Source organism: Azospirillum aestuarii, assembly GCF_016632405.1.
In the GTDB taxonomy this organism is placed as follows: domain Bacteria; phylum Pseudomonadota; class Alphaproteobacteria; order Azospirillales; family Azospirillaceae; genus Azospirillum; species Azospirillum aestuarii.
Window position 1 is genome coordinate 788,474 of the sequence record NZ_JAEPIV010000001.1, and the last position, 24,531, is coordinate 813,004.

Genomic DNA, 24,531 nt, shown 5'->3' on the forward strand with positions numbered 1-24,531 from the left:
CATCCTCGGCGAAATTGCGACATAAGCGAAGAAACCTTGCGCGTTCATCCAACGTTCTCTCTTATAAGAGCGCTCTTTCGGCGGGGAGGACGGCGGTATGGACGACACGCGACGGGCGATCCTGCGCTGGATGACCGGCGTGATGGAGGCCCAGGGGTGGAGCGCCGGGGCCTGGGCACGGCTGGCCGAGGTCACGCCGACCAACATCACGCGCTTCCTGCGGGACCCGGCGCGGGGCAGCGTTCCCAGCGCGGAGACCCTGGGCCGCTTGGCCCGCGTCGCCGGCTCCGAGCCGCGCTTCCTCGATGAGACCGCCTACATAGCCGTTGCACGGGTGCCGCTGCTGTCGGTCGAGCAGGTGCAGAACTTTCTGGAATTGGGGCGGAGAGCCGGGGAGACCTTCATCGCCGCGGCTTTGACGGGCGGGGCGCGGGGCATCGCCATGGACCGCCCGGCCTCGCGCCGCGCCTTCGCGCTGACCATCGCCTCTTCCAGCCTGAACGCCGCCGGCGTCCTCCCGGACGACTGCGTGGTGTTGGAACCGCTGGACGTGCTGGCCCCGCAGGCCGGCGACGTGGTGGTCACGGTGGGCGACGGAACGGTGTGCGGCTATCGCTTCTTCCCGCCGCATCTGCTGCCGGTCAGCACCGATCCCGGTTGCCGCCCGACGCCCATCGACCGCGCCAACGTCGCGGGTGTCGCGGTTCACATCACGCGCTGCCTGCGCGCTTGATCACTCGTATTTGGCGGGAATCTGAAAGAAAAACCGCCAATTTGGCCGGTGAAATTCTTTTCCGCGCCCCCCTTTGACCTCACGAATCCATACCCATTTGTCCCGAGTCGCCCGATTCGGTCACAGCGGGACCGCGGCTACGCTGCATTCTACTTAGTTTTTTGAAAAGGTTTGAAGATTCGATCCTACGGCCGAGCCGCAGGTTCTCTTTTTGTTCTTGAATCCTGCATGTTCGCAGCCCATATTCACGCTACGGGTTATGGTTAACGGCGAGAGCGCTGCGAAGACGCATCGACTCGAAGCCAGAAGACGCAGAGAAATGGCTGGGGGCCGGCAGGGGAATGGCGATTACGGACGCGCAGCGCGCCGCGCGGGCAGGGCGTATCGGGTCTTCCGACACCACCCGCGTCATGGCGGGCGACTGGCTGAGCCTGTGGCGCGAGAAGACGGGGCGTTCGGCGCCGGCCGACCTGGACCTCTTCGCCGCGGTGCAGATCGGCATCGCGACCGAGCATCTTCACCCGCGGTTCGTGGAGAAGGTCACCGGCCTTCCCTGCGTGCCGGCGGAGCGGACCTGGGTCCATCCGGAGCATGACTGGATGGTCGCGCACCCGGATTTCCTGACCTGGGAGGGCGACACGGACAGCGGCGCGCCGGACACGCTGGTGGAGGCGAAATTCACCGGCGGCTTCCAAACGGACGCGGAACTGGCCCAGCGCTATCACTGGCAGGTCCAGCACCAGCTGGTGGTTACCGGGCTGGAGCGGGCAATTCTGTCGATCCTGCGCCCCACCGGCCACACGCTCGTCCGCGTGCCGCGGCGGGAGGCGGATTGCGGGCGGCTGATGGAGACGCTGGATGCCTTCTGGTGGCACGTCGCCAACGACGTGGAGCCCGGCGACCCGCTGCCGGCGGAGGGGCCGGTCTATGAAACCCGCCGGGTGGTCGACATGGCCCGGCACAACCGCTTCGCCGCCCTGGCCGCGGAGCTGGTGGACCGCCGCGCCGCTGCCCTCGCCGTCCGGGAGGCGGAGGCCGCCCTGAAGGCGCTGATGCCCGCCGACGCGCGCATCGCCTTCGTCACGATGGCCGACGGGGCGGGAGAGGAGGCGGGCCGTGGCCTGTACCTCGCCCGCGACCGCGAGGGGCGGCTGTCGCTGCGCTACGGCGCGCCGCCCCGGCGGGCGCTTGACACCGCCGAACCGTGGCAGCCCGCCACGGCCGATCCGTCCCCTGACCCGAGCCTGGACGCTGTGCTCAGCGGCGGCTGGGGTGAGGGGAGAGACGAACGCTACTGACCAAAAGGGGAACCCGACGACCATGGGACGCATGAGCAAGACCGACACCGTTGCCGAAACCGAGAAGACCGTCAGCACGGCCGCCCCGAAGATCGCGGGTTCCCCGACCGCCACCGTGGACCCCGCCGCCCCGGACCCCATGCATCTGTGGAACCGGCTGAAGCGGACGGACCCGAAGGCGACCAAGCCCTTCACCCGCTCCGGCGGCTTCCGCGGCACGCAGATCGACCCGACCTGGCGCCTGATGATGATGACCGAGGTGTTCGGTCCGGTCGGCAAGGGTTGGGGCTATGAACAGATGGACTGGACCATCGCCGAACGCATGGTCTTCATCTGTGCCCGCGTCTGGTACCTCGACCCGGAGACGGGCGAGAAGTGCTGGACCGGTCCGCAGTGGGGCGGCACGGAGATGGTCCGCCGCCGCAACGGCATCGAGGCGCCCGACGACGAGTGCTTCAAGATGTCGATGACCGACGCGGTGGGCAAATGCCTCGTCCAGCTCGGCCTCGCCGCCGACGTGCATATGGGCCAGTTCGACGACAGCAAGTACCGGGAGGAGGCGGAGGCCTTCTACGCCGCGAAGTCCAACCCGGACCTGCAGCCGTCCGCCATCGCCGCCTTCGAGGAGGAAATCCGCAAGCGGCTCGGCGCCTGCCTGGACCTGGACGACCTGGAGGAGCTGTGGCGCACCGGCGCCGGCACGCGCCTGCGCGAGATCGGCACGGTCGATCGCACGGCCCAGCACCGCATCACCAGCCTCTTCGCCCAGAAGAAGGCGGAGATCCTGAAGCAAGACGAAGAGGGCGGCGATCTGGAGGCCGCCTGATCCACGCCCGTCCTGCGGCGTGGAAGGGAGACGCTCTGCCGATGACACCCGCAAGCACCACCACCAAACACACCCACGCCGAACGCTCCCCCAGCGGTCTGTTCCGCATGAGCGCCTGGGAAGGCGAGATGGAGCGCAGCTACCCCCAGCTTCCGCGCTGGTATTGGAACGAGGCGGAACGCCGGAAGCAGTATGCCCGCTGGGTCGAGGCGGAAGCGGAATCGCTGGCCATGCGGCTGGCGGGGCTGCTCCGTCCCGACACCCCGGCGGACACCGCCGGCCCGGCCCGTCTGCTGGTCGAATCGCTGGCCCGCGACGCCGAATGGGCGCGCAGCCTGGAAGACGGGCTGCTCCGCAACGCCGCGTGATCGAAAGGCCGCCTGATGATTAAGAAGGAAGCACGCGCCATGACCATCGAAGAGGTCCAGTCCCGGCTGCGCGCGGCCCACGCCCGGATCGGGCATGAGGGACGCTTTGCCCTGACGCTCACCCTGAACGGAACCGAGGACGGCTACATCACCCACTGGTTCCGCCCCGACCCGCACGCCTTCGAGGACTGCCGGGCGGTCGGTTCCGGTTCGATCGCCGAATGCCTCGCCGCCCTCGACCGCTATGTGGAGACCTACCGGCGCCGGCCGACGACCGAGGAGGTCGGGCGGACGATCGGCCTCCCTGACATGCCCCCGCGCACCCATCATGGCACGAGCTTTCTGATGGCCGCGGAATGAGCGGGCAGGGCGCCGCGACCATTTTGCCGGCTGACGATCCCGTTCGCCATCCATAAACTGCGGCTTTCCCGATCGGCGGAGCCGCAGCCATGGATGGGTCCGTTCTTTCCCTGTTGAGCGTTCTCGGCGCCCTGGCCATCGGCGCCATCAGCCCCGGCCCCAGCTTCGTCCTGGTGGCCCGCACTTCCATCGCCGTGTCGCGTCGCGCCGGGCTTGCCGCCGCCTTTGGCATGGGCATCGGCGGCGTGGTCTTCGCCACCTTGGCCCTCCTCGGTCTGCACGCCCTGCTGATCCAGGTCGGGTGGCTCCATCTGATCCTGAAAGTCGCGGGCGGCCTTTATCTCGTTCATCTGGCGGTGCGGATCTGGCAGGGCGCGGCGGAGCCGATACGCGTTCCGGATGGGACCGCCAATTCTCGCGGCACCTTGCGCTCCTTTGGCATCGGTCTGACGACGCAGATCAGCAACCCGAAGACCGCCATCGTCTACGCCAGCATCTTCGCCGCCCTTCTGCCGGCATCCCCGCCGACTTGGATTCTGCTGGCCCTGCCGCCCGCCGTGTTTCTGGTCGAGACCGGCTGGTACGCCATCGTCGCCGTGGCTTTTTCCGCCGGCCGGCCGCGTGCCGTCTATCTGCGGTCCAAGGCGTGGATCGACCGGTTGGCCGCCACGGTCATCGGGGCGCTGGGCATTCGGCTGGTGATGGATGTCGCCAAACCAGGCTGAAGCTCTCCGTTCCCACCCGTCCGGGTCAGGCGGTGCCCAGCTCCAGCCGATTTTTTCCCAGGCGCTTGGCGCGGTACATGGCCTGATCGGCGCAGCGCAACAGAACGCCGGCATCGGCGCCGTCCGACGGAAAGAAGGCCATGCCCACGCTGGCCGACACCGACAGGTCCAGGCCGGCAATGGGCCGGTCGATGGAGTCAATGACCTTTTCCGCCACGGCCCGGGCGTTTTCGACGGAAATGTCCCCTTCCAGCAGAACGGCGAATTCGTCGCCGCCGATGCGGGCGGTGGTGTCGCTGTTGCGCAGGGCGCCGGACAGGCGTTGCGCGGTGATCACCAGCACCTCATCGCCCTTCTGGTGCCCGTGGGTATCGTTGACCTCCTTGAACCCGTCGAGGTCGAGGAAAAGCAGGGCGAAGCTCTTGTCCTCGCGCCTGGCGCGGGCGATGGCGTGTTCCAGCCGGTCTTCGAAACGGATGCGGTTGCACAGTCCGGTCAGCGCGTCGTGCCCGGCGAGGTAGCGCAACCGCTCCTCCAGATGGTGCTGAGCTGTGGTGTTGCGGGCGATCCCCTCGACCCCGATAGGCCGTCCGGCGGGATCGCGGCGGATGTAGGCGTTCGCTGAAATCCAGAAGGTGGTGCCGTCCTGCCGCCGCATCGGCATGCGGTGGTCGCGGACCTCGCCGCCTGATTCCTCCAGAGCCGTAAGGAACTTGGCGCGCCCGTCCTCCTCCACGTAATGGTCGGCGATGCGGGTACCGATCACCGTCTCGGGAGTCAGCCCGAACTCCCGCGCGAACTGGGGCGAGGCCATGCTGACCCGACCGTCCAGGTCCGTGCGGAAGAAAGCGTCCGGCAGCTTCTCGATGACCGAGCGGAGATCGGCTTCCGATTGGGCCAACCGCTCCAATGTGGAGCGCAGCGCATCCTCCGACCGGGTGCGGCGCTGGAATTCCTGGCGCAGGAAGCCCCACAGGGCCAGGGCGGTGAACAGGACGAAGGCCGTGCCCTTGACGTTCTGGATCAGGACCACTTCGCCCAGCCCGGCGGCGTCCAGAACGCGGTCGGACCCCACCACCCACGCGGTGGCGAGGCCCGTGTACAGGCCGACGATTCGGGTTGCCGAGGTGAGCATGGGTGCATGTGCGGTTGGCGTCGGTGCACACTAGCCTTTGGCGCACGAACCGTCCATGGGGAGAGTACCGGAGTGTGTCCGATACCCGCCCCACGTGTGCGGAGCCGTTACCGCTTCTTTCCGGCCTGCGCCCGTGCGAAGGCTTCGGCGAAGGCGTTGTTGATCGGCTCCGGGGCCTTGGCGGGTTTGGGGGCCGGCTTCGGAGCGGGGCCGCCCTTGCCGGGCGGCGGGCCGCGGCGGTCGTCCCGGCGCCTGTCATCGCCACGCTGGTTGTCTCCCCGCTGGCCCTCTCCCCGGCCTTGACCCTTCTCCAGGCGCGGGGCGTCGTCGGTCAGGCGCATGGTCAGGCCGATGCGCTTGCGCGGGATGTCGACCTCCATCACCTTGACCTTCACGATGTCGCCGGCCTTCACGACGGTGTGCGGGTCCTTCACGAAGCTGGTGGAAAGCTGCGAGATGTGGACCAGACCATCCTGGTGCACGCCGATGTCCACGAAGGCGCCGAAGGCGGTGACGTTGGTCACCACCCCTTCCAGAACCATGCCGGTCTGGAGGTCCTTCAGCTCCTCGACCCCCTCCTGGAAGGTGGCGGTCTTGAATTCCGGACGCGGGTCGCGGCCCGGCTTCTCAAGTTCCTTCAGGATGTCCTCGATGGTCGGAACGCCGAACCGCTCGTCGGTGAAGTCCTCGGCGTTCAGCGCGCGCAGGAAGCGGGCGTCGCCGATGACGCTGCCCAGATCCTTGCCGGTCTTCTTCAGGATGCGCTCGACCAGCGGGTAGGCTTCGGGGTGGACGGCTGAGCTGTCCAGCGGGTTGTCGCCCTCGCGGATGCGCAAGAAGCCGGCGGCCTGCTCGAAGGTCTTCGGGCCGAGGCGCGCCACGTCCAGCAACTGCTTGCGCGAGCGGAAGGCGCCGTTGCGGTCGCGGTGCTCCACGATGTTGCGGGCAATCGTCTCGTTCAGGCCGGACACGCGGGTGAGCAGCGGGACGGACGCCATGTTCAGGTCCACGCCCACCGCGTTCACGCAATCCTCCACAACCGCGTCCAGCGAACGGGCGAGCTTGCCGCCGGACACGTCGTGCTGGTACTGGCCGACACCGATGGACTTCGGCTCGATCTTCACCAGCTCGGCCAGCGGGTCCTGAAGACGACGGGCGATGGAGACGGCGCCGCGCAGGCTGACATCCAGCTTCGGGAACTCCGCCGCCGCGGTTTCGGAAGCGGAGTAGACCGACGCGCCGGCCTCGCTGACCACCAGCTTGGTCAGTTTCAGCTCCGGATGGCGCTTGAACAGGTCGGCGACCAGCTTGTCCGTCTCACGGCTCGCCGTGCCGTTGCCGATGGAGATCAGCTCCGCCTTGTGGCGCACCGCCAGGGCGGCGATGGCGGCGATCGAGCCGTCCCAGTCGTTCCTCGGCTGGTGCGGGTAGACGGTGGCGGTGTCGACCAGCTTGCCCGTGGCGTCGACCACGGCGACCTTCACGCCGGTGCGGATGCCGGGGTCGAGGCCGATGGTCGTACGCGGGCCGGCGGGGGCGGCCAGCAGCAGGTCGTGCAGGTTGCGGGCGAAGACGCGGATCGCCTCGTCCTCCGCGCGCTCCCGCAGGTCGCCCATCAGGTCGGTCTCGACATGCGGGCCGATCTTCAGCTTCCAGGTCCAGCGCACCACGTCGGACAGCCACTTGTCGGCCGGGCGGCCTTGGTCGCGGATGCCGGTGTGGGCGGCGATGGTGCGCTCTGCCGGGTGGGGTTGGCCTTCCTCGACGGGCAGGTCCAGGCGGATGTCCAGCACGCCCTGCGTCCGGCCGCGGAACAGCGCCAGCGCCCGGTGCGAGGGCACCTTCGCCCAGGGTTCGTCGAACTCGAAATAGTCGGAGAACTTGGCGCCCTCGGCCCGCTTCTCCTCGATCACCTTTGAGGTCACCACGCCCTTGTCGGCCATGGCGGCGCGCAGCCGGCCGACCAGTTCAGCGTCCTCGCCAAAGCGCTCGACCAGGATGTGGCGGGCGCCGTCCAGCGCCGCCTTGACGTCGGCCACCCCCTTGTCGGCGCTGACGAAGCCGGCGGCCTCGGCGTCAGGCTGGCGGGACGGATCGGCGAGCAGCCGGTCGGCCAGCGGCTCCAGCCCCGCCTCGCGGGCGATCTGCGCCTTGGTGCGGCGCTTCGGCTTGTAGGGCAGGTAGAGGTCTTCCAGGCGCGTCTTGGTGTCGGCCTGACGGATCTGCCGTTCCAGCTCCGGCGTCAGCTTGTCCTGCTCGCGGACGGAGGACAGGATCGCCTCGCGCCGGTCCTCAAGCTCGCGCAGGTAGGACAGCCGTTCCTCCAGCGTGCGCAGCTGCGTGTCGTCGAGCCCCCCCGTGGCCTCCTTGCGGTAACGGGCGATGAAGGGGACGGTCGATCCTTCGTCGAGCAGCTTGACGGCCGAGGCGACCTGGGATTCGCGGACCGAAAGCTCGTCGGCGATGCGTTGGCTGATGGACGTGGACGGCATGGAGGACCGGTTACTGGTGAAAGGGAAGGGGGCCTCCTATAGCGCGAAGCGGCCCTGCCCGGCCAGTGCCGATCTGGGAGAGGGTGGGGAGACCGGTCCGGATCGGACGCGCGAATCCGCAGCCCGGCCCTTGCGAAAAAGTATAGTCAAAGAAAAACCCCGCGCCCTTTACGCGCCGTTAACCTTAACGGGCGCATATCTTCCCCTGCAACTTGGTTGCGTTTCCTCCCGAACAGACTTCGGCGGCTCCCCATTTGGTGAGCCGCCTTTTTTCTGTGCGCGTGGCGCCCAAAGCACGCGCATCCGCGAGATGAATGCGACAGAGTTTTTCCCCTTGCGTTCGTTGGGAGAAACATCCTTACTGATTGTGGGCCTAATCCAAACGGATTCGCAACCTTGGGACTGGTCGTTTCGGCAATCGCCTTTCTGTTCGCTGTGGCCGTCGCCGGGGCCGCGGCGAAGCGGCTGCCGCAGGCGTCCACCGTGGTCTATGGCGGAACGGCGGGGGCCTGCGCGCTGATCGCGCTGTGGGCGGCGGTCGGGCTGGCCGGGGGCGGTCCGGACGCGGCGCTGGTCCTGCCGGTTGGATTGCCCTGGATTCAAGCCCATCTGCGCGCCGACGCGCTGTCCGCCGTCTTCCTGATCGTCGTCAATCTGGGCGGCATCACCGCCAGCCTGTTCGGCTGGGGGTACGAGCGGGCGCATCACGATTCCCACGGCGCCTCTCAGGACGGCCCGGTCCTGCCGCTCTACCCGCTGTTCCTGGCGGGCATGAACATGGTGCTGATCGCCGCCGACGCCTTCACCTTCCTGCTGTCCTGGGAGTTCATGTCGCTGGCCTCCTGGCTGCTGGTTCTGTCCACCCACCGGGAGCCGGAAACGCCGAAGGCGGCGCGCCTCTACATCATCATGGCAAGCTTCGGGACGGCCTGCCTGCTGCTGGCCTTCGGGGTGCTGGCGACGGCGCACGGCGATTACAGCTTCGCCGCCATGCGCGCCCACGCGCCGGAGGCGGGGGCCGCGGCGCTGGTCGTGGTGCTGATCCTGCTGGGGGCGGGATCGAAGGCCGGGCTGGTGCCGCTGCATGTCTGGCTGCCGCTGGCCCATCCGGCCGCACCCAGCCACGTGTCGGCCCTGATGTCCGGCGTGATGACCAAGGTCGCCGTCTACGCGATGATCCGCGTGCTGTTCGACCTGCTGGGCGAGCCGGACTGGTGGTGGGGCGGCGTGACCATGGGATTCGGCGCGCTGACCGCCGTGATGGGCGTGCTCTACGCGCTGATGCAGGACGACGTGAAGCGGCTGCTTGCCTATTCGACGGTGGAGAACATCGGGGCCATCGTCATCGCGCTGGGGCTGGCGCTGGTCTTCAAGGCCGCCCACACGCCGGTGATCGCGGCACTCGCCCTGGCGGCGGCGCTGCTGCATGTGGTCAACCATTCCCTGTTCAAGAGCCTGCTGTTCTTCGCGGCGGGCGCCATGCTGACCGCCACGGGATCGCGCGACCTGAACCGGCTGGGCGGGCTGATCCACCGGATGCCGACCACCGCCGTCCTCGCCCTGATCGGCGCCGCGGCGATTTCGGCCCTGCCGCCGCTGAACGGCTTCGTCGGGGAGTGGCTGCTGTTCCAGGCCATCCTGAACGCCCCGGCTTTGTCGGAATGGTCGCTAAAGATCGAGATCGCCGTGGTCGGCGCCGCCCTGGCGCTCGCCACCGCGCTCGCCGCCGCCTGCTTCGTCCGGCTCTACGGCATCGCCTTCCTGGGCCGCCCACGGTCGCGCGCCGCCGCGGAAGCGGTGGAGGTTGGGCGGGCGATGCGGCTGGGCATGGCGGTTCCGGCGGTGCTCTGCGTCGTTCTCGGCGTTCTGCCGACCCCGCTGATCCGCCTATTCGAGCCGGCGCTGCGCCTGCTGGTGGAGGCCGGGCCGTTCGACGGCCGCGCCTACCAGCCCTGGTTCTGGCTGGCCCCGACCTCGGCAATCGGCAACTCCTACAACGGCCTGATCATGCTGGTGGTGATCGCGCTGCTGTCGGTCGTGCTGGTGCTGGGCATCCACCGCAAGGCGAGCGACCGCGTGCGCTGGTCGATTCCCTGGGGCTGCGGCTTCGACGGGCCGGACCCGGCGGCGGTCACGCAATACACGGCCTCCAGCTTCGGCCAACCGATCCGCCGCGCCTTCGGCAGCACGGTGTTCCGCGCCCGCGACCATGTGGAGATGCCGGCACCGGGCGACACGCGCCCCGCGCGCCTGTCGGTGACCTGGACCGACCCGGCCTGGCTCGTGGTGGTGGAGCCGTTGTCCCGCGCGGTGACTTGGCTGGCCGACCGGGCCAACCGGTTGCAGTTCATGACCATCCGCCGTTACCTGACCCTGATGTTCCTGGCGCTGGTCGTGCTGCTGGTGATGGTGGCGGTGACGCAACGATGACGCTGCTGCTCGCCACCCTCTATCAGATCCTGCAGATGGTGCTGGTGCTGGCCCTGGCGCCACTGCTGACCGGCTGGGTGCGGCTGGTGAAGGCTCGGCTGGTCGGGCGGCGGGGGCCGTCCGTGCTCCAGCCCTACCGCGATCTGCTGCGGCTGCTGCGCAAGGAGGTGGTGCTGGCCCGCAACGCCTCCTGGCTGTTCCGCTCCGTGCCCTATATGATGTTCACGGCGATCTGGCTGGCCGCCGGGCTGGTCCCGGTCTTCACCACGCAACTGGCGCTCGCCCCCACGGCGGACCTGATCGCGCTGATCGCTCTGCTCGGCTCCGCGCGATTCTTCCTGGCGCTCGCCGGGATGGACACGGGGACGAGTTTCGGCGGCATCGGCTCGTCGCGCGAGATGATGATCGCGGCGCTCGCCGAACCGGCCATGCTGATGATCGTCTTCTCGGTGGCGATCCTGGTCCGCAGTACCTCGCTCGCCGAGATCGCCGATTTCATGATGTCCGGCGCGGTGGGGCTGCGCATTTCCCTCGCGCTCGCGCTGATCGCGCTGGTCATGGTGGCGATCGCCGAGAACGCGCGCATTCCGATCGACAACCCGGCCACGCACCTGGAGCTGACCATGGTGCACGAAGCCATGGTGCTGGAATATTCCGGCCGTCACCTCGCCCTGGTCGAGGCGGCGAGCATGCTCAAGCTGCTGCTCTACATGGCGCTGATCGCCTGCGTCTTCGCGCCCTGGGGCATGGCGACCGCCGGATCAGGCGTTATGGCGGCGTTGGGGGGCGTGTTGGTCTTCGTGACGAAGCTCGCCTTCGGCGGGGTTTTGCTGGCGCTGTTCGAGACCTCCATCGCCAAGATGCGCGTCTTCCGGGTCGGCGAGTTCCTCGGCGGCGCCCTGCTGCTGAGCCTGCTCGGCGCGATCTTCCTCTACGTGTCGCGGGGGGTGTGAGGTGAGCGACCTAGGTTATGACGCTGCGCACATGCTGGGGGCCGTCGTCCTGCTGATGAGCTTCGCCCTGCTCTATCAGCGGCGTCTGTTCTCCCTGCTCAACGTCTTCACGATGCAGGCGCTCGCCCTGACCGCGACGGCGGCGTGGCAGGCCTATTCCCACGGGGAGCCGCACCTCTACATCACTGCGCTGCTGACCCTGGTCCTCAAGGCCATCCTGATCCCGGTGGCGCTGCACCGCATCATCGTGAAGATGAAGATCCACCGCAGCATCGAACCGGCGCTGGGCATCGGGCTGACCATGGTGGCGGGCGTGTCGCTGGTCACCCTGTCGATCCTGCTGGTTCTGCCGGTGACCGCCGACGCCACCGCCCTGACCCGCGAGAATCTGGCGCTGTCGCTGTCGGTCGTCCTGCTCGGCCTGCTGATGATGATCTCCCGGCGCAACGCGGTCAGCCAGGTGGTCGGCTTCATGTCCATCGAGAACGGGCTGATCCTGGCGGCGGTCGGGGTCGCCGGCATGCCGCTGGTCGTCGAGATGTCGGTGGCCTTCTCCGTCATGGTCGCCTTCATCATCTTCGGCATCTTCCTGTTCCACATCCGCGAGCGGTTCGACACGCTCGACATGCAGAAGATCGAGAGCTTCCGGGGGGAAAGCGATTGAGCGCCGCCGCCGTCATCGTCACCACCCCGCTGATCGGCGCCGCCGTCCTCGCCCTGATTCCCGGCCACCGGCTGGGCGCGCGGCTGAACATCGGCTTCTCCGCCGCCACGCTGCTCGCGTCCCTGGTCCTGTTCGGGCAGGAGCCGTTGAGCACCGCGTTGTTCGTGGTGGATGCCTTCAACATCTACCTGATCGCCCTCACCGCCTTCGTCGGGCTGACCACCAGCGTGTTCTCCGCCGGCTACATCGCGCACGAGATCGCGGTGGGGAAGTTGGACGAGCGCAAGCTGCGCTTCTACCATGCCATGTACCAAGCCTTCATGTTCACCATGCTGCTGGCCCTGTCGGCCAACAATCTGGGCGTCATGTGGGTGGCGGTGGAGGGGGCGACGCTGACCACCGTCCTGATGGTCAGCCTGTACCGCACCGCGGCCAGCATCGAAGCCGCCTGGAAGTATTTCATCCTGTGCGGCGTCGGCATTGCGCTCGCCCTGTTCGGCACCATCCTGATGTACATGGCCGCCCAGCCGGTGATGGGGCCGGGCATGGCGGCGATGACCTGGACGGAGCTGATGGGCCACGTCGCCAAGATCAGCCCGGCGATCCTCAATCTCGCCTTCGTTTTCCTGCTGATCGGCTACGGCACCAAGGTCGGGCTGGCGCCGCTGCACGCTTGGTTGCCCGATGCCCACGCGGAGGGGCCGACGCCGATTTCCGCCGTGCTGTCCGGTCTGCTGCTCAACGTGGCGCTCTACGCCGTGCTGCGCTTCAAGATGCTGCTGGCGGCGAACGGGCAGGCCATCGCGCCGGGGCCGCTGATGATCGCCATGGGGCTGGCCTCGCTGCTGCTGGCCGGGCTGATGCTCTACCGGCGGCGCGACGTGAAGCGCTTCTTCGCCTACAGCTCCATAGAGCATATGGGCATCATCACCTTCGCCTTCGGCATGGGCGGACCGCTCGCCAACTTCGCGGGGCTGCTGCACATGGCGATGCACAGCCTGACCAAGTCGGCGATCTTCTATGCGGTCGGCCACGCCGTGCAGGTGACGGGCACGCAGCGGATCGAGCGGATTTCCGGTCTGACGGTCAGCCATCCGGCGCTCGGCTGGGGCCTGCTGGCCGGGGTGGTGGCCATCGCCGGTCTGCCACCCTTCGGCGTCTTCATGAGCGAGTTCCTGCTGGTCACCAGCACCTTCGCGCGGGAGCCGCTGCTGGCTCTGCCGCTGGTGCTCGGCATCCTGGTCGCCTTCGGGGCGCTGGTGCTGCGGGTCCAGCAATTGTGCTTCGGAGCCCCCGGCACGGTGGAGGGCAGCGGCGTCCCGGTGGCGTCGGTGCCAGTGCAGGGGACGTTGATTCCGCTCTACGCGCATCTGGCGCTGGTTCTGGTGGCGGGGGTCTGGCTGCCGGGGCCACTGGTCGCGTGGTTCCAGACCGTCGCGGCTCTGCTGGGGTAGGGGAGGCGGCATGTACGGGGAAGAACCGCTGTTCGGTCTGTTGAACCGCATCGGCTCACCGGTCGAGGGGCACCGGCCCTGGCCGCGCTACCGGCTGGGCCGCGACGGCTGGCTGCGCCTGATCGAGGGATTGGCCGGCAACGCCTGGAGCCTGCTCGGCCTCTGGGGGGAGCCGAAGGCGGTCCACGCCGCCTTCCGCGAGGATTTCTCCGGCGACGTCGCGGTGGTCAGCCTCGACTGCCCGCAGAGCCGCTTCCCCAGCCTGAGCGCCGTGCGTCCCGCCGCCAACCGGCTGGAGCGCACCGCCCACGACCTCTACGGCCTGACGGCGGAGCGCACGACCGACCCGCGCCCCTGGCTGGACCACGACGCCTGGGACGTGCGCCGTCCCCTGTCCGAACAGCCGGCGGCACCGGCGCCCAACCCCGGCCCCTACACCTTCCTGCCGGTGGAGGGCGAAGGGCTGCACCAGATTCCGGTCGGTCCCGTCCATGCCGGTATCATCGAGCCCGGCCATTTCCGCTTCACTGCCAACGGCGAGACCGTCGTCCGGCTGGAGGAGCGGCTCGGCTACGTCCACCGGGGCGTCGAGGGGCTGATGCAGGGCAAGCCGGTGGCGGAAGCGGCGAGGCTGGCCGCCCGCGTCTCCGGCGACTCGACGGTGGCGCACAGCCTCGCCTTCGCCCGCGCGGTCGAGGCTGCGCTCGGCATCGAGGTGCCGGCGCGAGCGGTGTGGCTGCGCGCCCTGATGGCGGAGTTGGAGCGGATCGCCAACCATCTTGGCGACATCGGGGCCATCTGCAACGACGCCGCCTTCGCCTTCATGCTGGCTCAGACCAGCCAGCTGCGGGAGCGCGTGCTGCGCACGGCGGACTCCTGTTTCGGGCACCGCCTGATGATGGACCGGGTGATCCCCGGCGGCGTCGCCACCGATTTGCCGGAGCGCGGCGCGGGCCTGCTGCTGGAGTTGGTGGCGGAGCTGCGCAAACGCTTTCCGCCGCTGGTCGCCATCTATGACGGTAAGGCGTCCTTGCAGGACCGCACGGTCACCACCGGGTTCGTGTCCACGGAGCTGGTCACCCGCTTCGGCGCCGGCGGCCATGTCGGGCGGGCCTCCGGCCGCGACCAGGACGCCCGCCGGAGCCCCGGCTACGCGCCCTATGACGAACTCACCTTCGAGGTGCCGGTGCTGACCGAGGGCGACGTGAACGCCCGCGTCTGGCTCCGCATCCGCGAGGTGGAGCAATCCTTGTCCCTGATCGAGCAGATCGTGGCCCGCCTGCCGGCGATCTCGCGCGGCCTCGACCATCCGTCGGTCGCGCTGGAGGCCGGCCGGGGCGGGGAGGGCATGGCCCTGGTCGAATCCTTCCGCGGCGAGATCATGACCTGGGTGCGGCTGGACGGGGAGGGCGTCGTCGCCCGCTGCCACCCGCGCGATCCGTCCTGGTTCCAGTGGCCGCTGCTGGAGGCGGCCATCGGGGGCAACATCGTCGCCGACTTCCCGCTGTGCAACAAGTCGTTCAACTGTTCCTATGCGGGACACGACCTGTAAGGAGGCCGCCGATGCTGAAGCACATCCTGACCTCCCTGACCGGCGGCCCGGTCACCGAAGCCGCTCCGGCCCCCGCCGATCCGGCTTTGGCGGAGCTGGCCGGAAAGCTGGACAAGGCCGCCAAGGCGCGGCTTGGCCGCAGCCTGTCGATCCGTGAGGTCGATGCGGGGTCCTGCAACGGCTGTGAGCTGGAAATCCACGCGCTGAACAACCCGATCTACGATCTGGAGCGCTTCGGCATCCGCTTCGTCGCCTCGCCGCGGCATGCCGACGTCCTGCTGGTCACCGGCCCGGTCGCCCGCAACATGCGCGAGGCGCTGGTTCGCACGTGGGACGCCACACCCGGCCCGAAATGGCTGGTGGCCTGCGGCGACTGCGCGGTCAGCGGTGGGCTGTTCGCCGGCGGCTACGCCTGCGTCGGCCCGGTGGAGGAGGTGCTTCCGGTCGACCTGCGCATTCCCGGCTGTCCGCCGCGGCCGACCGATCTGCTGGCCGGCCTGCTGGCGCTGTTGGAGACCAGCGCGGCGCGGTGAGGGCGGGTTAGGACTCGCCGCGTTCCTCGCGCTTGGCCTGCTGCCAGAAGGCCTCCATCTCCTCCAGCGTCGCCTCCTTGGGCGTGCGGCCTTGTTCGGACAGCAGGGCCTCGATGCGGTGGAAGCGGCGTTCGAACTTGGCGTTGGTGCCGCGCAGCGCCGATTCCGGTTCGACTTTCAGGCGGCGGGCGAGGTTGACCAGCGCGAAGAGAAGATCGCCCAACTCGTCGGCCACCCGGTCCGGGGCGGAGCCGCTGTCCATCTCATGCCGCAATTCGCGGACCTCCTCCTCGATCTTGTCGAGGATGTCCCGCGCGTCGGTCCAATCGAAGCCGACGCGGGCGGCGCGGTTCTGCAGCTTCAGGGCACGGGTGAGGGCGGGCAGGCCGGCAATGACGCCCTCCAGGGCGGACGGGGCGCGGCCTTCCTCGGCGGCCTTGGCGGCGCGCTCGGCGGCTTTGTGGTCCTCCCAGCGTGAAGTCTGCATGTCCGCGCCCTTGACCTCCTCGGCGCCGAAGACGTGGGGGTGGCGGCGGATCATCTTGTCGGCGATGACGCCGGCGACCTCGTCGAAGTCGAACAGGGTCTCCTCGCGGGCCATCTGGCTGTAATACACCACCTGGAAGAGCAGATCGCCCAACTCCTCGCGCAGCGCCGGCATGTCGCCTTTCTCGATGGCGTCGGCCACCTCGTAGGCTTCCTCGATCGTGTGCGGCGCGATGGTGGCGTATGTCTGCTCCAGGTCCCACGGGCATCCGCCGTTGGGGTCGCGCAGGCGGGCCATGACGTCGATCAGGCGGTCGATGTTGCGGGCCATGGGAGAATCTTCTTCGGCAGCGGAACGGGTCAGGATGGGGACCTTAGCCGACCCAATGCCATGAGAAAAGGAATCACGCCCCACCGGGGCGCCTTTATCTCATAAGCAAGATTATGGAAAATACAGCCATGGAGTGGTGGGGAGGGCGAGCAAACCGCCGCCCTCCGTGTCGCGGCTTCAGCCGCCACGAAATCCCTTCAAACTCTCGGCCGGCGGCGGCGGTGGGAAATCCGCGTCACGGGCAGCCTGGATCAGTGATTCGACGAAGGACCGGTAAGGATCGCCGGAGGTTCTGGGGGCCTCTGCCGGTTCGATCGGCCCGTCATAGCCGATGTCGCTCGGAATGAGCGCTCCATACTCGGAGCTTTCCAGCGTCGGCGACAGAAAAATCGAATGGGTCGCCGCGTCCGGCTCGCCGACATGGCGTTGGAAAGGTTTCAGCGAGAAATTTCCTTCGGCGTCCGGCATCGACAGGATCATCACCCCATGCTCCACCGCCTCCTTGTCCCGCGCGTTCTGCCGCGCGTCGTTGTCGAAGGCGCTTCGTGGATAGACGTTCTCGATGCTCAAGGGATCATGGATGTTGGCCGTTTGCATGGATCACCCGCCGTTGTTGTGTTGATCCAACACACATTGGCGATGGCGGGTTCCGAAGGACCGAGGTACCGGTCACTCCGTGGATTGCGCGTGTATGCCCGGCCGTGCCTTTCGACGCTGCGGCGGCGCCACGCTGAGCACTGGATCGGCGTCGATCGCGCGAACCTCCTCATGCTCCAATGCGACATCCGCGGTGTCGGCGTCTGTGGAGCATCGCACCACCCCGGCGGCGAATAACGCCGTCCCGCCTGTGGGCTGACAGTCGGCGATCCGCTCCGCGCAGGCTGTGGGCGCCAGCAATGACGCCACCAACAGCATGCGCTTCAGGGCAATGGCCTTCATGATCGGGCGCTCCGCAAGGCTCACGGCGGCCGTTTCCGGCATCCTGGCACTATAAGGCCGCCTTGCTCGCGGAGTTCCCGCCGAATCCGGTCCCCGCCGGAGGACGTCTGCGGTAGTCCGGTGCGTCCCTGCCTTAACCGAACAGATGCCGGTGCATCGCTTCCCAACTCGCACGGTCGGGGGTCAGCATCACCCCACCGTTGAGGACGGTCGGACGATAGGGCGAGCCATCGAACAGCGCGCTGTAGCCGCCGGCCTCCGCGTGGAGCAGAACGCCCGCCGCGTGATCCCATGGCATCAGGCGGTGGTACATCGAGAAATGCGCCCGGCCGTCGAGCAGGCGCAGATATTCCTGCGCGGCGCTGGACAGGCAGACGCGCGGACCGAGCGAGCGGCCGCGCTCGTCCAGCTGGCGCCCCAGTTCCTCGGCGCAGAAGCGAGTCGACAGGGCTCCGGTCATTTCAGGAAGGGGGACCGCCGGGGCGACCGTGACGCGCTGGCCGTTCAGGTAAGCGCCCTGCCCTTTCACCGCCGTGGCGATGCGCCCGTCGCAGGGGTCGTAGATCCAGCCGGCCAGCGTCTCGCCGCGGCAGGCCAGGGCGATGATCACCGCGAACAGCGGACGGCCGTTCGCGAAGTTCAGGGTGCCGTCGATCGGGTCGATGATCCAGACCGGCGCGTCGCCGTGGATGCGGTCGAGCAGGGACTTGTCCTCGGAGACAGCCTCCTCGCCCACCACCGTGCTGCCGGGAAGCAGGTCCAGCAGGCGCGGCGTCAAGGCGCGTTCGCCCGCTTCGTCGGCCAGGGTCACGAGATCCGCGGGTCCGGTCTTCTCGCGAATGCCGGCGTTCGCCAGATCGCGGAAATAGGGAAGGATCTCGCTCTCCGCGACCTCGCGGATGATCGCGGAGACGCGGTCGACGTCGGGAATCGGAAAATTCGTCACGGTTTCGGTGCCGTTTTGTTGGATCGGGGGTCGAGTCTCAAGACGGTTCCGCCATCCTTCGGCGGTTCCGGCAGCATGACTTTGCCGTCCAAACCACTGTCTTTCAACGCTTTGACCAGCGCGTCATAGGTGGCTTGATCGGCCTCCGGGTTCGGAGCGGGCGGCGTGCCGGTCAGCGGACCGGGCTCCGGCGGCTTGCGCGGGGCGTTCGGGTCGGGCGGGGACTGCGGCACGTCGCGCGCTTCCCGCGTCTCGTCCTTGGGCGGCGGCGGGGGCGGACGCCACAGGCGGAAACAGTCGGTGAAGGTGGCTTCCTTGCAGGCCTTCAGCAATTCCTTCGGGTCCGGTGCCACGACCAGCGGGCTGAACGGGGCGGGGGGAAACTCCGCGGGCTCAGGAGGCAGAGGATCTTCCGGCGCGACCGGCGGCTCTTCGACGAATCCCGGCGGCAGCACCCGTTCGGCGGCGGCGGTGCCCGCAAAGGCCAAAAGCGCCAAGGGCAGAAGAACGAGCGGGACGCGCAAGGGAATCCGGACGAAAGAGAAAGCGGGCCGAGCACACATTATGGCGCCCTGCCCGCTGCATAGCCACGGACAAATCTTCGTCCCGGCACCCTCCCCGCCCAGTCAGGAGCGCGGCAGGCTGTCGCTGGGGGTAGCGTGCAGCGCCCAGGCGGCCAGTTCGGACCGCAGGGCGGCGATCTTTCCGCTTTCGGTCGGGTTGGTTTCCTTGCGCCAGGCGTCACTGATGATTTCCAGAAGACGGGCGCGGCCAGCGTTGTCGCGCGACAGTTCCTGGATGCGCAGCACCGCGGCACCGGGCGACAACTGCTCCTGCCGGGCGACCAGGGTCACCTGATCGGCCAGGAAGGCGGTGATCGAAAAGTGTGTTGGATCGGTCTGCAAACGCATAGGCGGGCCTCCTCCCGGGGATAACCCATCGGCTCCCCGTCTCGAATATCGGGGGCGCGTTGGGAAAAGGCTACACCTCGGACGTCGTAGGCCGGGTCTGAAATCGGGCGCGTCATGTCGTCGCACGTGCACGAACGAATTATGACGCGCCCGATGCCTCTATGGCGAAAGATCAGCCGTGCACGAACCGTTTCTCGAAACGGGCCAGATCCGCCGGGTCGATGGCCACCTGGATGTGGGCTTGGGCCTCGTCGTCGCGCCGATCCAGCACCTCACCTTTTTCATAGAGCCACGCGAGCGCCGCCCCATCCCCCAGTTCGACGGAGAGGTCCACCACATGGCGGTGGGCGTTCATCCGCTGGTCGAGCAGCCGATCAAGATCGGCGATCCCCGCCCCCGACAGGGCGGACACCGCGACCGCGCGCGGGTTGCGGGCCGTCTGGGCCAGGATCGCCTCGCGGGACTCCTCGTCCAGCGCGTCGATCTTGTTCAGCACCTCGATCACCCGGTCGTCGGCCTCCGGGTCGATGCCCATGTCGCTCATGACCTCGTGCACGTCGGCCTTCTGGGCCTCGCTGTCCTGATGGGACACGTCGCGGACGTGCAGGATGATGTCGGCGGCGTCGACCTCCTCCAGCGTGGCGCGGAAGGCGGCGACGAGGCCGTGCGGCAGGTCGGAGATGAAGCCCACCGTGTCCGACAGGATCACCTTGCGCCCGGACGGCAGGGTCACCTGACGCATCGTCGGGTCCAGCGTGGCGAACAGCAGGTCCTTGGCGAAGACGTCGGCGTTGGCCAGCCGGTTGAACAGCGTCGACTTGCCGGCGTTGGTGTAGCCGACCAGCGCCACCACGGGGTACGGCACCTTGGCGCGGGCCTTGCGGTGCAGACCACGGGTCCGGCGGACCTCCTCCAGCTCCTTCTTGATCTTGACGATGCGGTCGCCGATCAACCGGCGGTCCATCTCAAGCTGGGATTCGCCGGGACCGCCGAGGAAGCCGAAGCCGCCGCGCTGGCGTTCCAGGTGGGTCCAGGAGCGGACGAGGCGCGATTTCTGGTAGGTCAGGGCGGCCAGTTCGACCTGGAGCATGCCTTCGCGCGTGCGGGCGCGGGCGCCGAAGATTTCCAGGATCAGACCGGTGCGGTCGATAACCTTGACCTTCAGGGCCTTTTCCAGATTGCGCTGCTGCACCGGCGACAGCGCGTGGTCGAGGATGACGAGGGATGCCTCCGTCTCCTCCACGATCTGGGCGAAATGCTCCACCGTCCCCGACCCCAGAAGGATCGAAGGCTGCGGGCGGTTCACCCGCGCGCATTCGGCGTGCACGACCTCCAGATCGATGGCGCGGGCAAGGCCCACCGCCTCGTCCAGGCAGGATTCGGGATGGCGCAGGACCCCGTCCGCCTCATTGCGGAGGACGGGGTGGACCACGATGGCGCGGCCGGAGGCATCAGGCGTCCGGCCATTGCCATTGGTCGAAAAATCAGACGTTTTCACCTTCCTTGGGCGGCTCGAAGAGTTGGATTGGATGCGCGGGCATCACGGTGGAGATGGCGTGCTTGTAGACGAGCTGCGAATGCGCATCGCGCCGCAGCAGTACCGAGAAGTTGTCGAACCAGGTGATGATTCCCTGAAGTTTAACACCGTTCACGAGGAACACGGTTACGGGAGTCTTGTTCTTGCGGACGTGGTTGAGGAACACGTCCTGCACATTTTGGCTTTTTTCAGACATTTTATGTCGCCCCCTTCTTCAGTGTTTTTTGGGGCCTCTTGTTAGAAGCCCGCCCCCTGCAGCGATAAGGTATGGTTGGTCGCAACCGTCTCGACTACTGGTCATCCGATATGGTGTCACCACCGCTGCCCACCAAGCCGCACAATGCATGGCACGTGTCGTACCGGTGGGCCGGAGGGAAGCGGGTGAAGCCGCTGCCCTCGCCCGCCCCTATTAGCACCGGTACCATTCCCGCGCCATGGGCACATTCCATGTCGATGTCGGCGTCCCCCACGAACCAGACGTCCGGGCCGGGCGGAATGTCCGCCGGCTCCAGAGCCATCAGCACCGGCGCGCCGTGCGGCTTGTCGAATTCGGCATCCTGGGCGCCGACCAGACGGCCGAAATAGCCGGTCCAACCCAACGCGTCGGCTTCCGCCCGCAGGAAGCGGCCGGTCTTGTTCGACACCACCGCCTGATAGATTCCACGCTCCGCAAAGCCGCGCAGCAGGGATTCGGCACCCGGCAGGGGCCGGAGATGCTCCAGGTGATGGGCCTCGAAATAGGCGTAGAAGAGGTCGCGCGCGTCGGTCCAGCGCTCCCCGAAGATGCGGGGGAAGCTGTCGCGCATCGACTGCTTGATGCGCGCCCGCGCCTCCTCCTCCGTCCAGGCCGGATGGCCGAAGGTGACCAGCGCGTGGTTCAGCGCGGCGCGCACGGTTCCCCAGTTGTCCACCAGCGTGTTGTCCCAGTCGTAGAGGACGGCGCGCGGCAGAACGGGCAGGCGGTCGATGACGGCGGCAGCGTCGCTCATGACGGCTTCCGTCCGGCCACATAATCGAGATAGGCCTGCCGCAGCGTCCGGGTGATCGGCCCCGGCTTGCCGTCGCCCACCGGCTTCCCGTCGATGCGGGTCACCGGCAGCGCGAAGGTGCCGGCGGAGGACACGAAAGCTTCGCGCGCGGCGAGCGCCTCTTCCACCGTAAAGCTGCGCTCCTCCATTGGGATTCCCCGTTCGCCGGCCAACCGCAGGAGCGACTGGCGGGTGATGCCGTTCAGGATCTTCTGCGACGGGGCGCGGGTCACCAGAACGCCGTCCTGCGTGACGATCCAGGCGTTGGAGGAGGACCCCTCCGTCACCGTGCCGTCCGGGTCGGTCAGCCACGCCTCGTAAGCGCCCAATTCGGCGGCCTGCTGCTTGGCCAGCACCGGGGCGAGGAGACCGACCGTCTTGATGTCGCACCGACCCCAGCGGATGTCGGGCACCGTGACGACGGCCACACCCTTCTCGAGCTGCTCCGGCTTTGCAAAGGCGGTGACCCGCTTGACCGTCATCACCAGGGTCGCCGGGACGTCCGCCGGAAACTTGAAGTCGCGCGGAGCGACGCCGCGGGTGACCTGGATGTAGAGCGAACCGTTGCGGACGCCGTTCCGCCGCACCAGTTCGCGGGCGACCATCGTCACGACGCGCGGCGCCGCCGGCCAGTCCATGCGCAGCTCCGACAGGCTGCGGCCCAGACGCTCCATATGGCCGTCCAGGTCCGCGAAGCGTCCGTCGAGGAGGGTCACCACCTCATAGACGCCGTCGGCGAACTGGAATCCGCGGTCTTCCACATGGACCGCCGCCTGCCGGTGCGGCAGGTAACGGCCGTTGACGTATGCCCATCGAGCCATGGATGTTCTTTTTGTTGGTGCCGAAAACGATACGGGAGGCGATCAGAAGAATTCAAGCCGGACGGCGAACATCTTCTCCACCTTTTTCACCTGGCCGGTGGTGGCGAGGATGATGACGCGGTCCTTCGGGCGGATCACCGTGGCGGGGCGCGGGATGATGACCTCGTCGCCGCGCACGATGGCGCCGACGATGACCCCGGACGGCAGCTTCACCTCCCGCAGCGGCGTGTTCACCACCGCGGAGGTTTCCAGCGCCTCCGCCTCGATGACTTCGGCGAAGCCGTCGCGCAGGCTGTGCACCGCGCGGATGCGGCCGCGCCGGACGTGCTGGAGGATGTTCGACACGGTGATGGCCCGCGGGCTGACCACCGCGTCGATTCCCAGCGGCGACACCAGCGAGCTGTAGGACGCCTTGTTGATCAGCGTGATGGCGCGCTTCGCCCCATGCCGTTTGGCGAGCAGCGAGGACAGGATGTTGCCCTCGTCGTCGTTGGTCACGGCGACCACCGTCTCGGTGGCGCGGACGTTGGCTTCCTCGAGGATTTCCGGGTCGAGCCCGTCGCCGTGCAGCACCATGGTGCGCGACAGGCGCTGCGCCACGAACTGGGCGCGGCTGCGGTTCATCTCGATGATGCGCGCGGTGACCTGAGGGTATTTCGCTTCAAGCTCCTCCGCCAGACACAGCCCGATGTTGCCGCCGCCCAGGATGATGATGCGGCGGGCTTCCACCTCCTCATGGCCGAAGGCGGCCATGGCGCGGTTCAGATGGCGGTTGTCGCAGGCGAAGTAGACCTCGTCGCCGGGCAGCATCTGGTCGTCGCCGCCGGGGATGAAAGACCGGTCGTTGCGGATGATCGCCACCACCTCCAGCCCGAGATCGGGAAACAGGCCGGTCAGTTGGCGCAGCGGCGTGTGCAGCACCGGACAGCTTTCCGTGCACAGCACGCCGACGACGCGGACCTTGCCGTCCGCCAGCGGGATCATGTCGAAGGCGCCCGGCACCTGGAGCCGGCGTGCGATGGCCCGCGCCACCGCGATTTCCGGCGAGATGATGACATCGATCGGCATGTGGTCGCGGCTGAACAGGTCCGCCCAGATCGGCTTCAGATAGCTCTGGTTGCGCACGCGGGCGATCTTGGTCGGCACCTTGAACAGGGCGTGCGCGACCTCGCAGGCAACCATGTTGATCTCGTCGATCTGGGTGACCGCGATGATCATGTCGGTCTCGCCCGCGCCGGCCGACTCCAGAACGTCGGGGTGCGAGGCGTGGCCGACCATGGCCTGCACGTCGAGCGTGTCGCTGATCCGCTGGATGAGTTCCGGCGAATGGTCGATCACCGTGACGTTGTTGCCTTCGGACGCCAGATAACGCGCGATGTTCGAGCCGACCTGCCCGGCTCCGCAAACGATGACCTTCACGGCCTTCTTACCCTTCCCCGCCCATTGTCCAGGCACTCAAGCCAAGGACCTTATCATTTTGCGGTAGGGCGCACCAACTCTATGTTCGTGAAGGGAAATGCGGGTCAACATGCAAGCATGGGCAGGGAGAAGGGTGACGGATGCGGGCTGCCCCATCACCCTCCCCAAGTAGTCATCGCGAAATGGAAACGTGTTTGCTGGCCTTGGCGTCAGCTGTTGTCGATCGTGTAATAGAATTGCGTGACGACTCCCTCCGGAGCACCGTCCTTGCGGGTGTCGAAGTTGAAGTCCTGCGACCGGCCGTCGATGTTGACCGATCCCTGGAGATGGGCTGGCCCGTTGAAATTCACCCCGATCAGCAGAAGCTGATTCACGCCGGCCTGAAGATTGCCGGTCAGCACGACCTGTTCGTTGATCGCTTCGCCGCCGCCAATGCGGTTGTAAACTTGAGCGCCATTCAAATAAGCAACAAGCTGGTTATCGGTGTAATTGACAGTCAGAACGGCTGTTGTCGCCATTTTGTAACTCCTCGATGTAAAGGAAAATTCTGCACATTTGTTGTTAAGCGCGCCCACAAAACAATAAATATT

26 protein-coding genes are annotated in these 24,531 nt (G+C 67.6%); 12 read left to right on the forward strand and 14 right to left on the reverse strand.

Going from position 1 to position 24,531, the window contains the following annotated elements:
* Window positions 1-97 precede the first annotated feature (97 nt).
* The 6 genes from JJL56_RS03620 (at window position 98) to JJL56_RS03645 (ending at window position 4,310) form a co-directional block, all read left to right on the forward strand.
* Window positions 98-733 carry an XRE family transcriptional regulator gene (locus JJL56_RS03620; RefSeq protein ID WP_200484206.1) on the forward strand — a complete coding sequence of 212 codons (636 nt, stop codon included), beginning with the start codon at window positions 98-100 and terminating at the stop codon, window positions 731-733.
* 341 nt (window positions 734-1,074) lie between these two features.
* The gene (locus JJL56_RS03625) at window positions 1,075-2,031 is read left to right on the forward strand and encodes a YqaJ viral recombinase family protein (protein ID WP_200484207.1); all 957 of its coding nucleotides are present in this window, start codon (window positions 1,075-1,077) and stop codon (window positions 2,029-2,031) included.
* Window positions 2,032-2,062: 31 nt separating this feature from the next.
* Entirely contained in the window at window positions 2,063-2,857 is a 795-nt protein-coding gene (locus JJL56_RS03630; RefSeq protein ID WP_247889289.1) for a hypothetical protein, read from the forward strand.
* 41 nt (window positions 2,858-2,898) lie between these two features.
* The gene (locus JJL56_RS03635; RefSeq protein ID WP_247889288.1) at window positions 2,899-3,225 is read left to right on the forward strand and encodes a hypothetical protein; all 327 of its coding nucleotides are present in this window, start codon (window positions 2,899-2,901) and stop codon (window positions 3,223-3,225) included.
* A gap of 39 nt (window positions 3,226-3,264) precedes the next feature.
* Window positions 3,265-3,585: a hypothetical protein gene (locus JJL56_RS03640; RefSeq protein WP_145623549.1), complete on the forward strand. Its 321-nt coding sequence runs from the start codon at window positions 3,265-3,267 to the stop codon at window positions 3,583-3,585.
* An 89-nt stretch (window positions 3,586-3,674) separates the two neighbouring features.
* Complete coding sequence (locus JJL56_RS03645; RefSeq protein WP_145623548.1) at window positions 3,675-4,310, forward strand: LysE family translocator; 636 nt, start codon at window positions 3,675-3,677, stop codon at window positions 4,308-4,310.
* 25 nt (window positions 4,311-4,335) lie between these two features.
* Here JJL56_RS03645 and JJL56_RS03650 read toward each other — a convergent pair whose 3' ends face one another.
* Both JJL56_RS03650 and JJL56_RS03655 read right to left on the reverse strand, forming a co-directional pair.
* The gene (locus JJL56_RS03650) at window positions 4,336-5,445 is read right to left on the reverse strand and encodes a sensor domain-containing diguanylate cyclase (RefSeq protein WP_145623547.1); all 1,110 of its coding nucleotides are present in this window, start codon (window positions 5,443-5,445) and stop codon (window positions 4,336-4,338) included.
* A 107-nt stretch (window positions 5,446-5,552) separates the two neighbouring features.
* Entirely contained in the window at window positions 5,553-7,937 is a 2,385-nt protein-coding gene (locus JJL56_RS03655; protein WP_200484208.1) for a Tex family protein, read from the reverse strand.
* A 396-nt stretch (window positions 7,938-8,333) separates the two neighbouring features.
* Between JJL56_RS03655 and hyfB the strand changes: the two genes are divergently transcribed.
* Genes hyfB through JJL56_RS03685 form a run of 6 tightly spaced genes read left to right on the forward strand, consistent with a single transcriptional unit; the run spans window position 8,334 to window position 15,523 of the window.
* Complete coding sequence (hyfB, locus tag JJL56_RS03660; RefSeq protein WP_200484209.1) at window positions 8,334-10,367, forward strand: hydrogenase 4 subunit B; 2,034 nt, start codon at window positions 8,334-8,336, stop codon at window positions 10,365-10,367.
* Complete coding sequence (locus tag JJL56_RS03665; protein ID WP_200484210.1) at window positions 10,364-11,320, forward strand: respiratory chain complex I subunit 1 family protein; 957 nt, start codon at window positions 10,364-10,366, stop codon at window positions 11,318-11,320. The genes hyfB and JJL56_RS03665 overlap by 4 nt, the downstream gene beginning before the upstream one ends.
* A gap of 1 nt (window position 11,321) precedes the next feature.
* Window positions 11,322-11,984: a hydrogenase-4 component E gene (locus tag JJL56_RS03670; protein WP_145623542.1), complete on the forward strand. Its 663-nt coding sequence runs from the start codon at window positions 11,322-11,324 to the stop codon at window positions 11,982-11,984.
* Window positions 11,981-13,438: a hydrogenase 4 subunit F gene (locus JJL56_RS03675; RefSeq protein ID WP_200484211.1), complete on the forward strand. Its 1,458-nt coding sequence runs from the start codon at window positions 11,981-11,983 to the stop codon at window positions 13,436-13,438. Before JJL56_RS03670 ends, JJL56_RS03675 begins: the two co-directional genes overlap by 4 nt.
* Window positions 13,439-13,448: 10 nt before the next feature.
* Window positions 13,449-14,990 (forward strand): hydrogenase large subunit, encoded by a 1,542-nt coding sequence (locus JJL56_RS03680; protein WP_200484212.1) that lies wholly within the window; start codon window positions 13,449-13,451, stop codon window positions 14,988-14,990.
* Between the two features lie 11 nt (window positions 14,991-15,001).
* Window positions 15,002-15,523, forward strand: coding sequence for an NADH-quinone oxidoreductase subunit B family protein (locus tag JJL56_RS03685; protein WP_035676043.1), 522 nt, complete (start codon window positions 15,002-15,004; stop codon window positions 15,521-15,523).
* Between the two features lie 7 nt (window positions 15,524-15,530).
* Here the strand turns inward: JJL56_RS03685 and mazG are convergent, their stop codons facing one another.
* The 12 genes from mazG to JJL56_RS03745 form a co-directional block, all read right to left on the reverse strand.
* Window positions 15,531-16,340, reverse strand: coding sequence for a nucleoside triphosphate pyrophosphohydrolase (gene mazG / locus JJL56_RS03690; protein ID WP_145623539.1), 810 nt, complete (start codon window positions 16,338-16,340; stop codon window positions 15,531-15,533).
* A 177-nt stretch (window positions 16,341-16,517) separates the two neighbouring features.
* Window positions 16,518-16,937 (reverse strand): hypothetical protein, encoded by a 420-nt coding sequence (locus JJL56_RS03695; RefSeq protein WP_200484213.1) that lies wholly within the window; start codon window positions 16,935-16,937, stop codon window positions 16,518-16,520.
* Between the two features lie 72 nt (window positions 16,938-17,009).
* Window positions 17,010-17,279: a hypothetical protein gene (locus JJL56_RS03700; RefSeq protein ID WP_247890914.1), complete on the reverse strand. Its 270-nt coding sequence runs from the start codon at window positions 17,277-17,279 to the stop codon at window positions 17,010-17,012.
* 133 nt (window positions 17,280-17,412) lie between these two features.
* The gene (locus JJL56_RS03705; RefSeq protein ID WP_200484215.1) at window positions 17,413-18,225 is read right to left on the reverse strand and encodes an inositol monophosphatase family protein; all 813 of its coding nucleotides are present in this window, start codon (window positions 18,223-18,225) and stop codon (window positions 17,413-17,415) included.
* Entirely contained in the window at window positions 18,222-18,722 is a 501-nt protein-coding gene (locus tag JJL56_RS03710; protein ID WP_247890915.1) for a superantigen-like protein SSL4, read from the reverse strand. The genes JJL56_RS03705 and JJL56_RS03710 overlap by 4 nt, the downstream gene beginning before the upstream one ends.
* 129 nt (window positions 18,723-18,851) lie before the next feature.
* Window positions 18,852-19,136 (reverse strand): hypothetical protein, encoded by a 285-nt coding sequence (locus JJL56_RS03715; RefSeq protein WP_145623534.1) that lies wholly within the window; start codon window positions 19,134-19,136, stop codon window positions 18,852-18,854.
* 172 nt (window positions 19,137-19,308) lie between these two features.
* On the reverse strand, window positions 19,309-20,568 hold the full coding sequence (hflX, locus tag JJL56_RS03720) for a GTPase HflX (RefSeq protein WP_145623533.1): 1,260 nt from the start codon (window positions 20,566-20,568) through the stop codon (window positions 19,309-19,311).
* A gap of 52 nt (window positions 20,569-20,620) precedes the next feature.
* Window positions 20,621-20,869, reverse strand: coding sequence for an RNA chaperone Hfq (hfq, locus tag JJL56_RS03725; protein WP_035675971.1), 249 nt, complete (start codon window positions 20,867-20,869; stop codon window positions 20,621-20,623).
* Window positions 20,870-20,963: 94 nt separating this feature from the next.
* Complete coding sequence (locus tag JJL56_RS03730) at window positions 20,964-21,662, reverse strand: HAD family hydrolase (RefSeq protein ID WP_145623532.1); 699 nt, start codon at window positions 21,660-21,662, stop codon at window positions 20,964-20,966.
* Window positions 21,659-22,522, reverse strand: a complete 864-nt coding sequence (locus tag JJL56_RS03735) for a D-amino-acid transaminase (protein ID WP_200484217.1) — start codon at window positions 22,520-22,522, stop codon at window positions 21,659-21,661. The genes JJL56_RS03730 and JJL56_RS03735 overlap by 4 nt, the downstream gene beginning before the upstream one ends.
* A 42-nt stretch (window positions 22,523-22,564) precedes the next feature.
* On the reverse strand, window positions 22,565-23,941 hold the full coding sequence (gene trkA / locus JJL56_RS03740) for a Trk system potassium transporter TrkA (RefSeq protein ID WP_145623530.1): 1,377 nt from the start codon (window positions 23,939-23,941) through the stop codon (window positions 22,565-22,567).
* 209 nt (window positions 23,942-24,150) lie between these two features.
* Window positions 24,151-24,459: a hypothetical protein gene (locus JJL56_RS03745; RefSeq protein ID WP_200484218.1), complete on the reverse strand. Its 309-nt coding sequence runs from the start codon at window positions 24,457-24,459 to the stop codon at window positions 24,151-24,153.
* Window positions 24,460-24,531 lie beyond the last annotated feature (72 nt).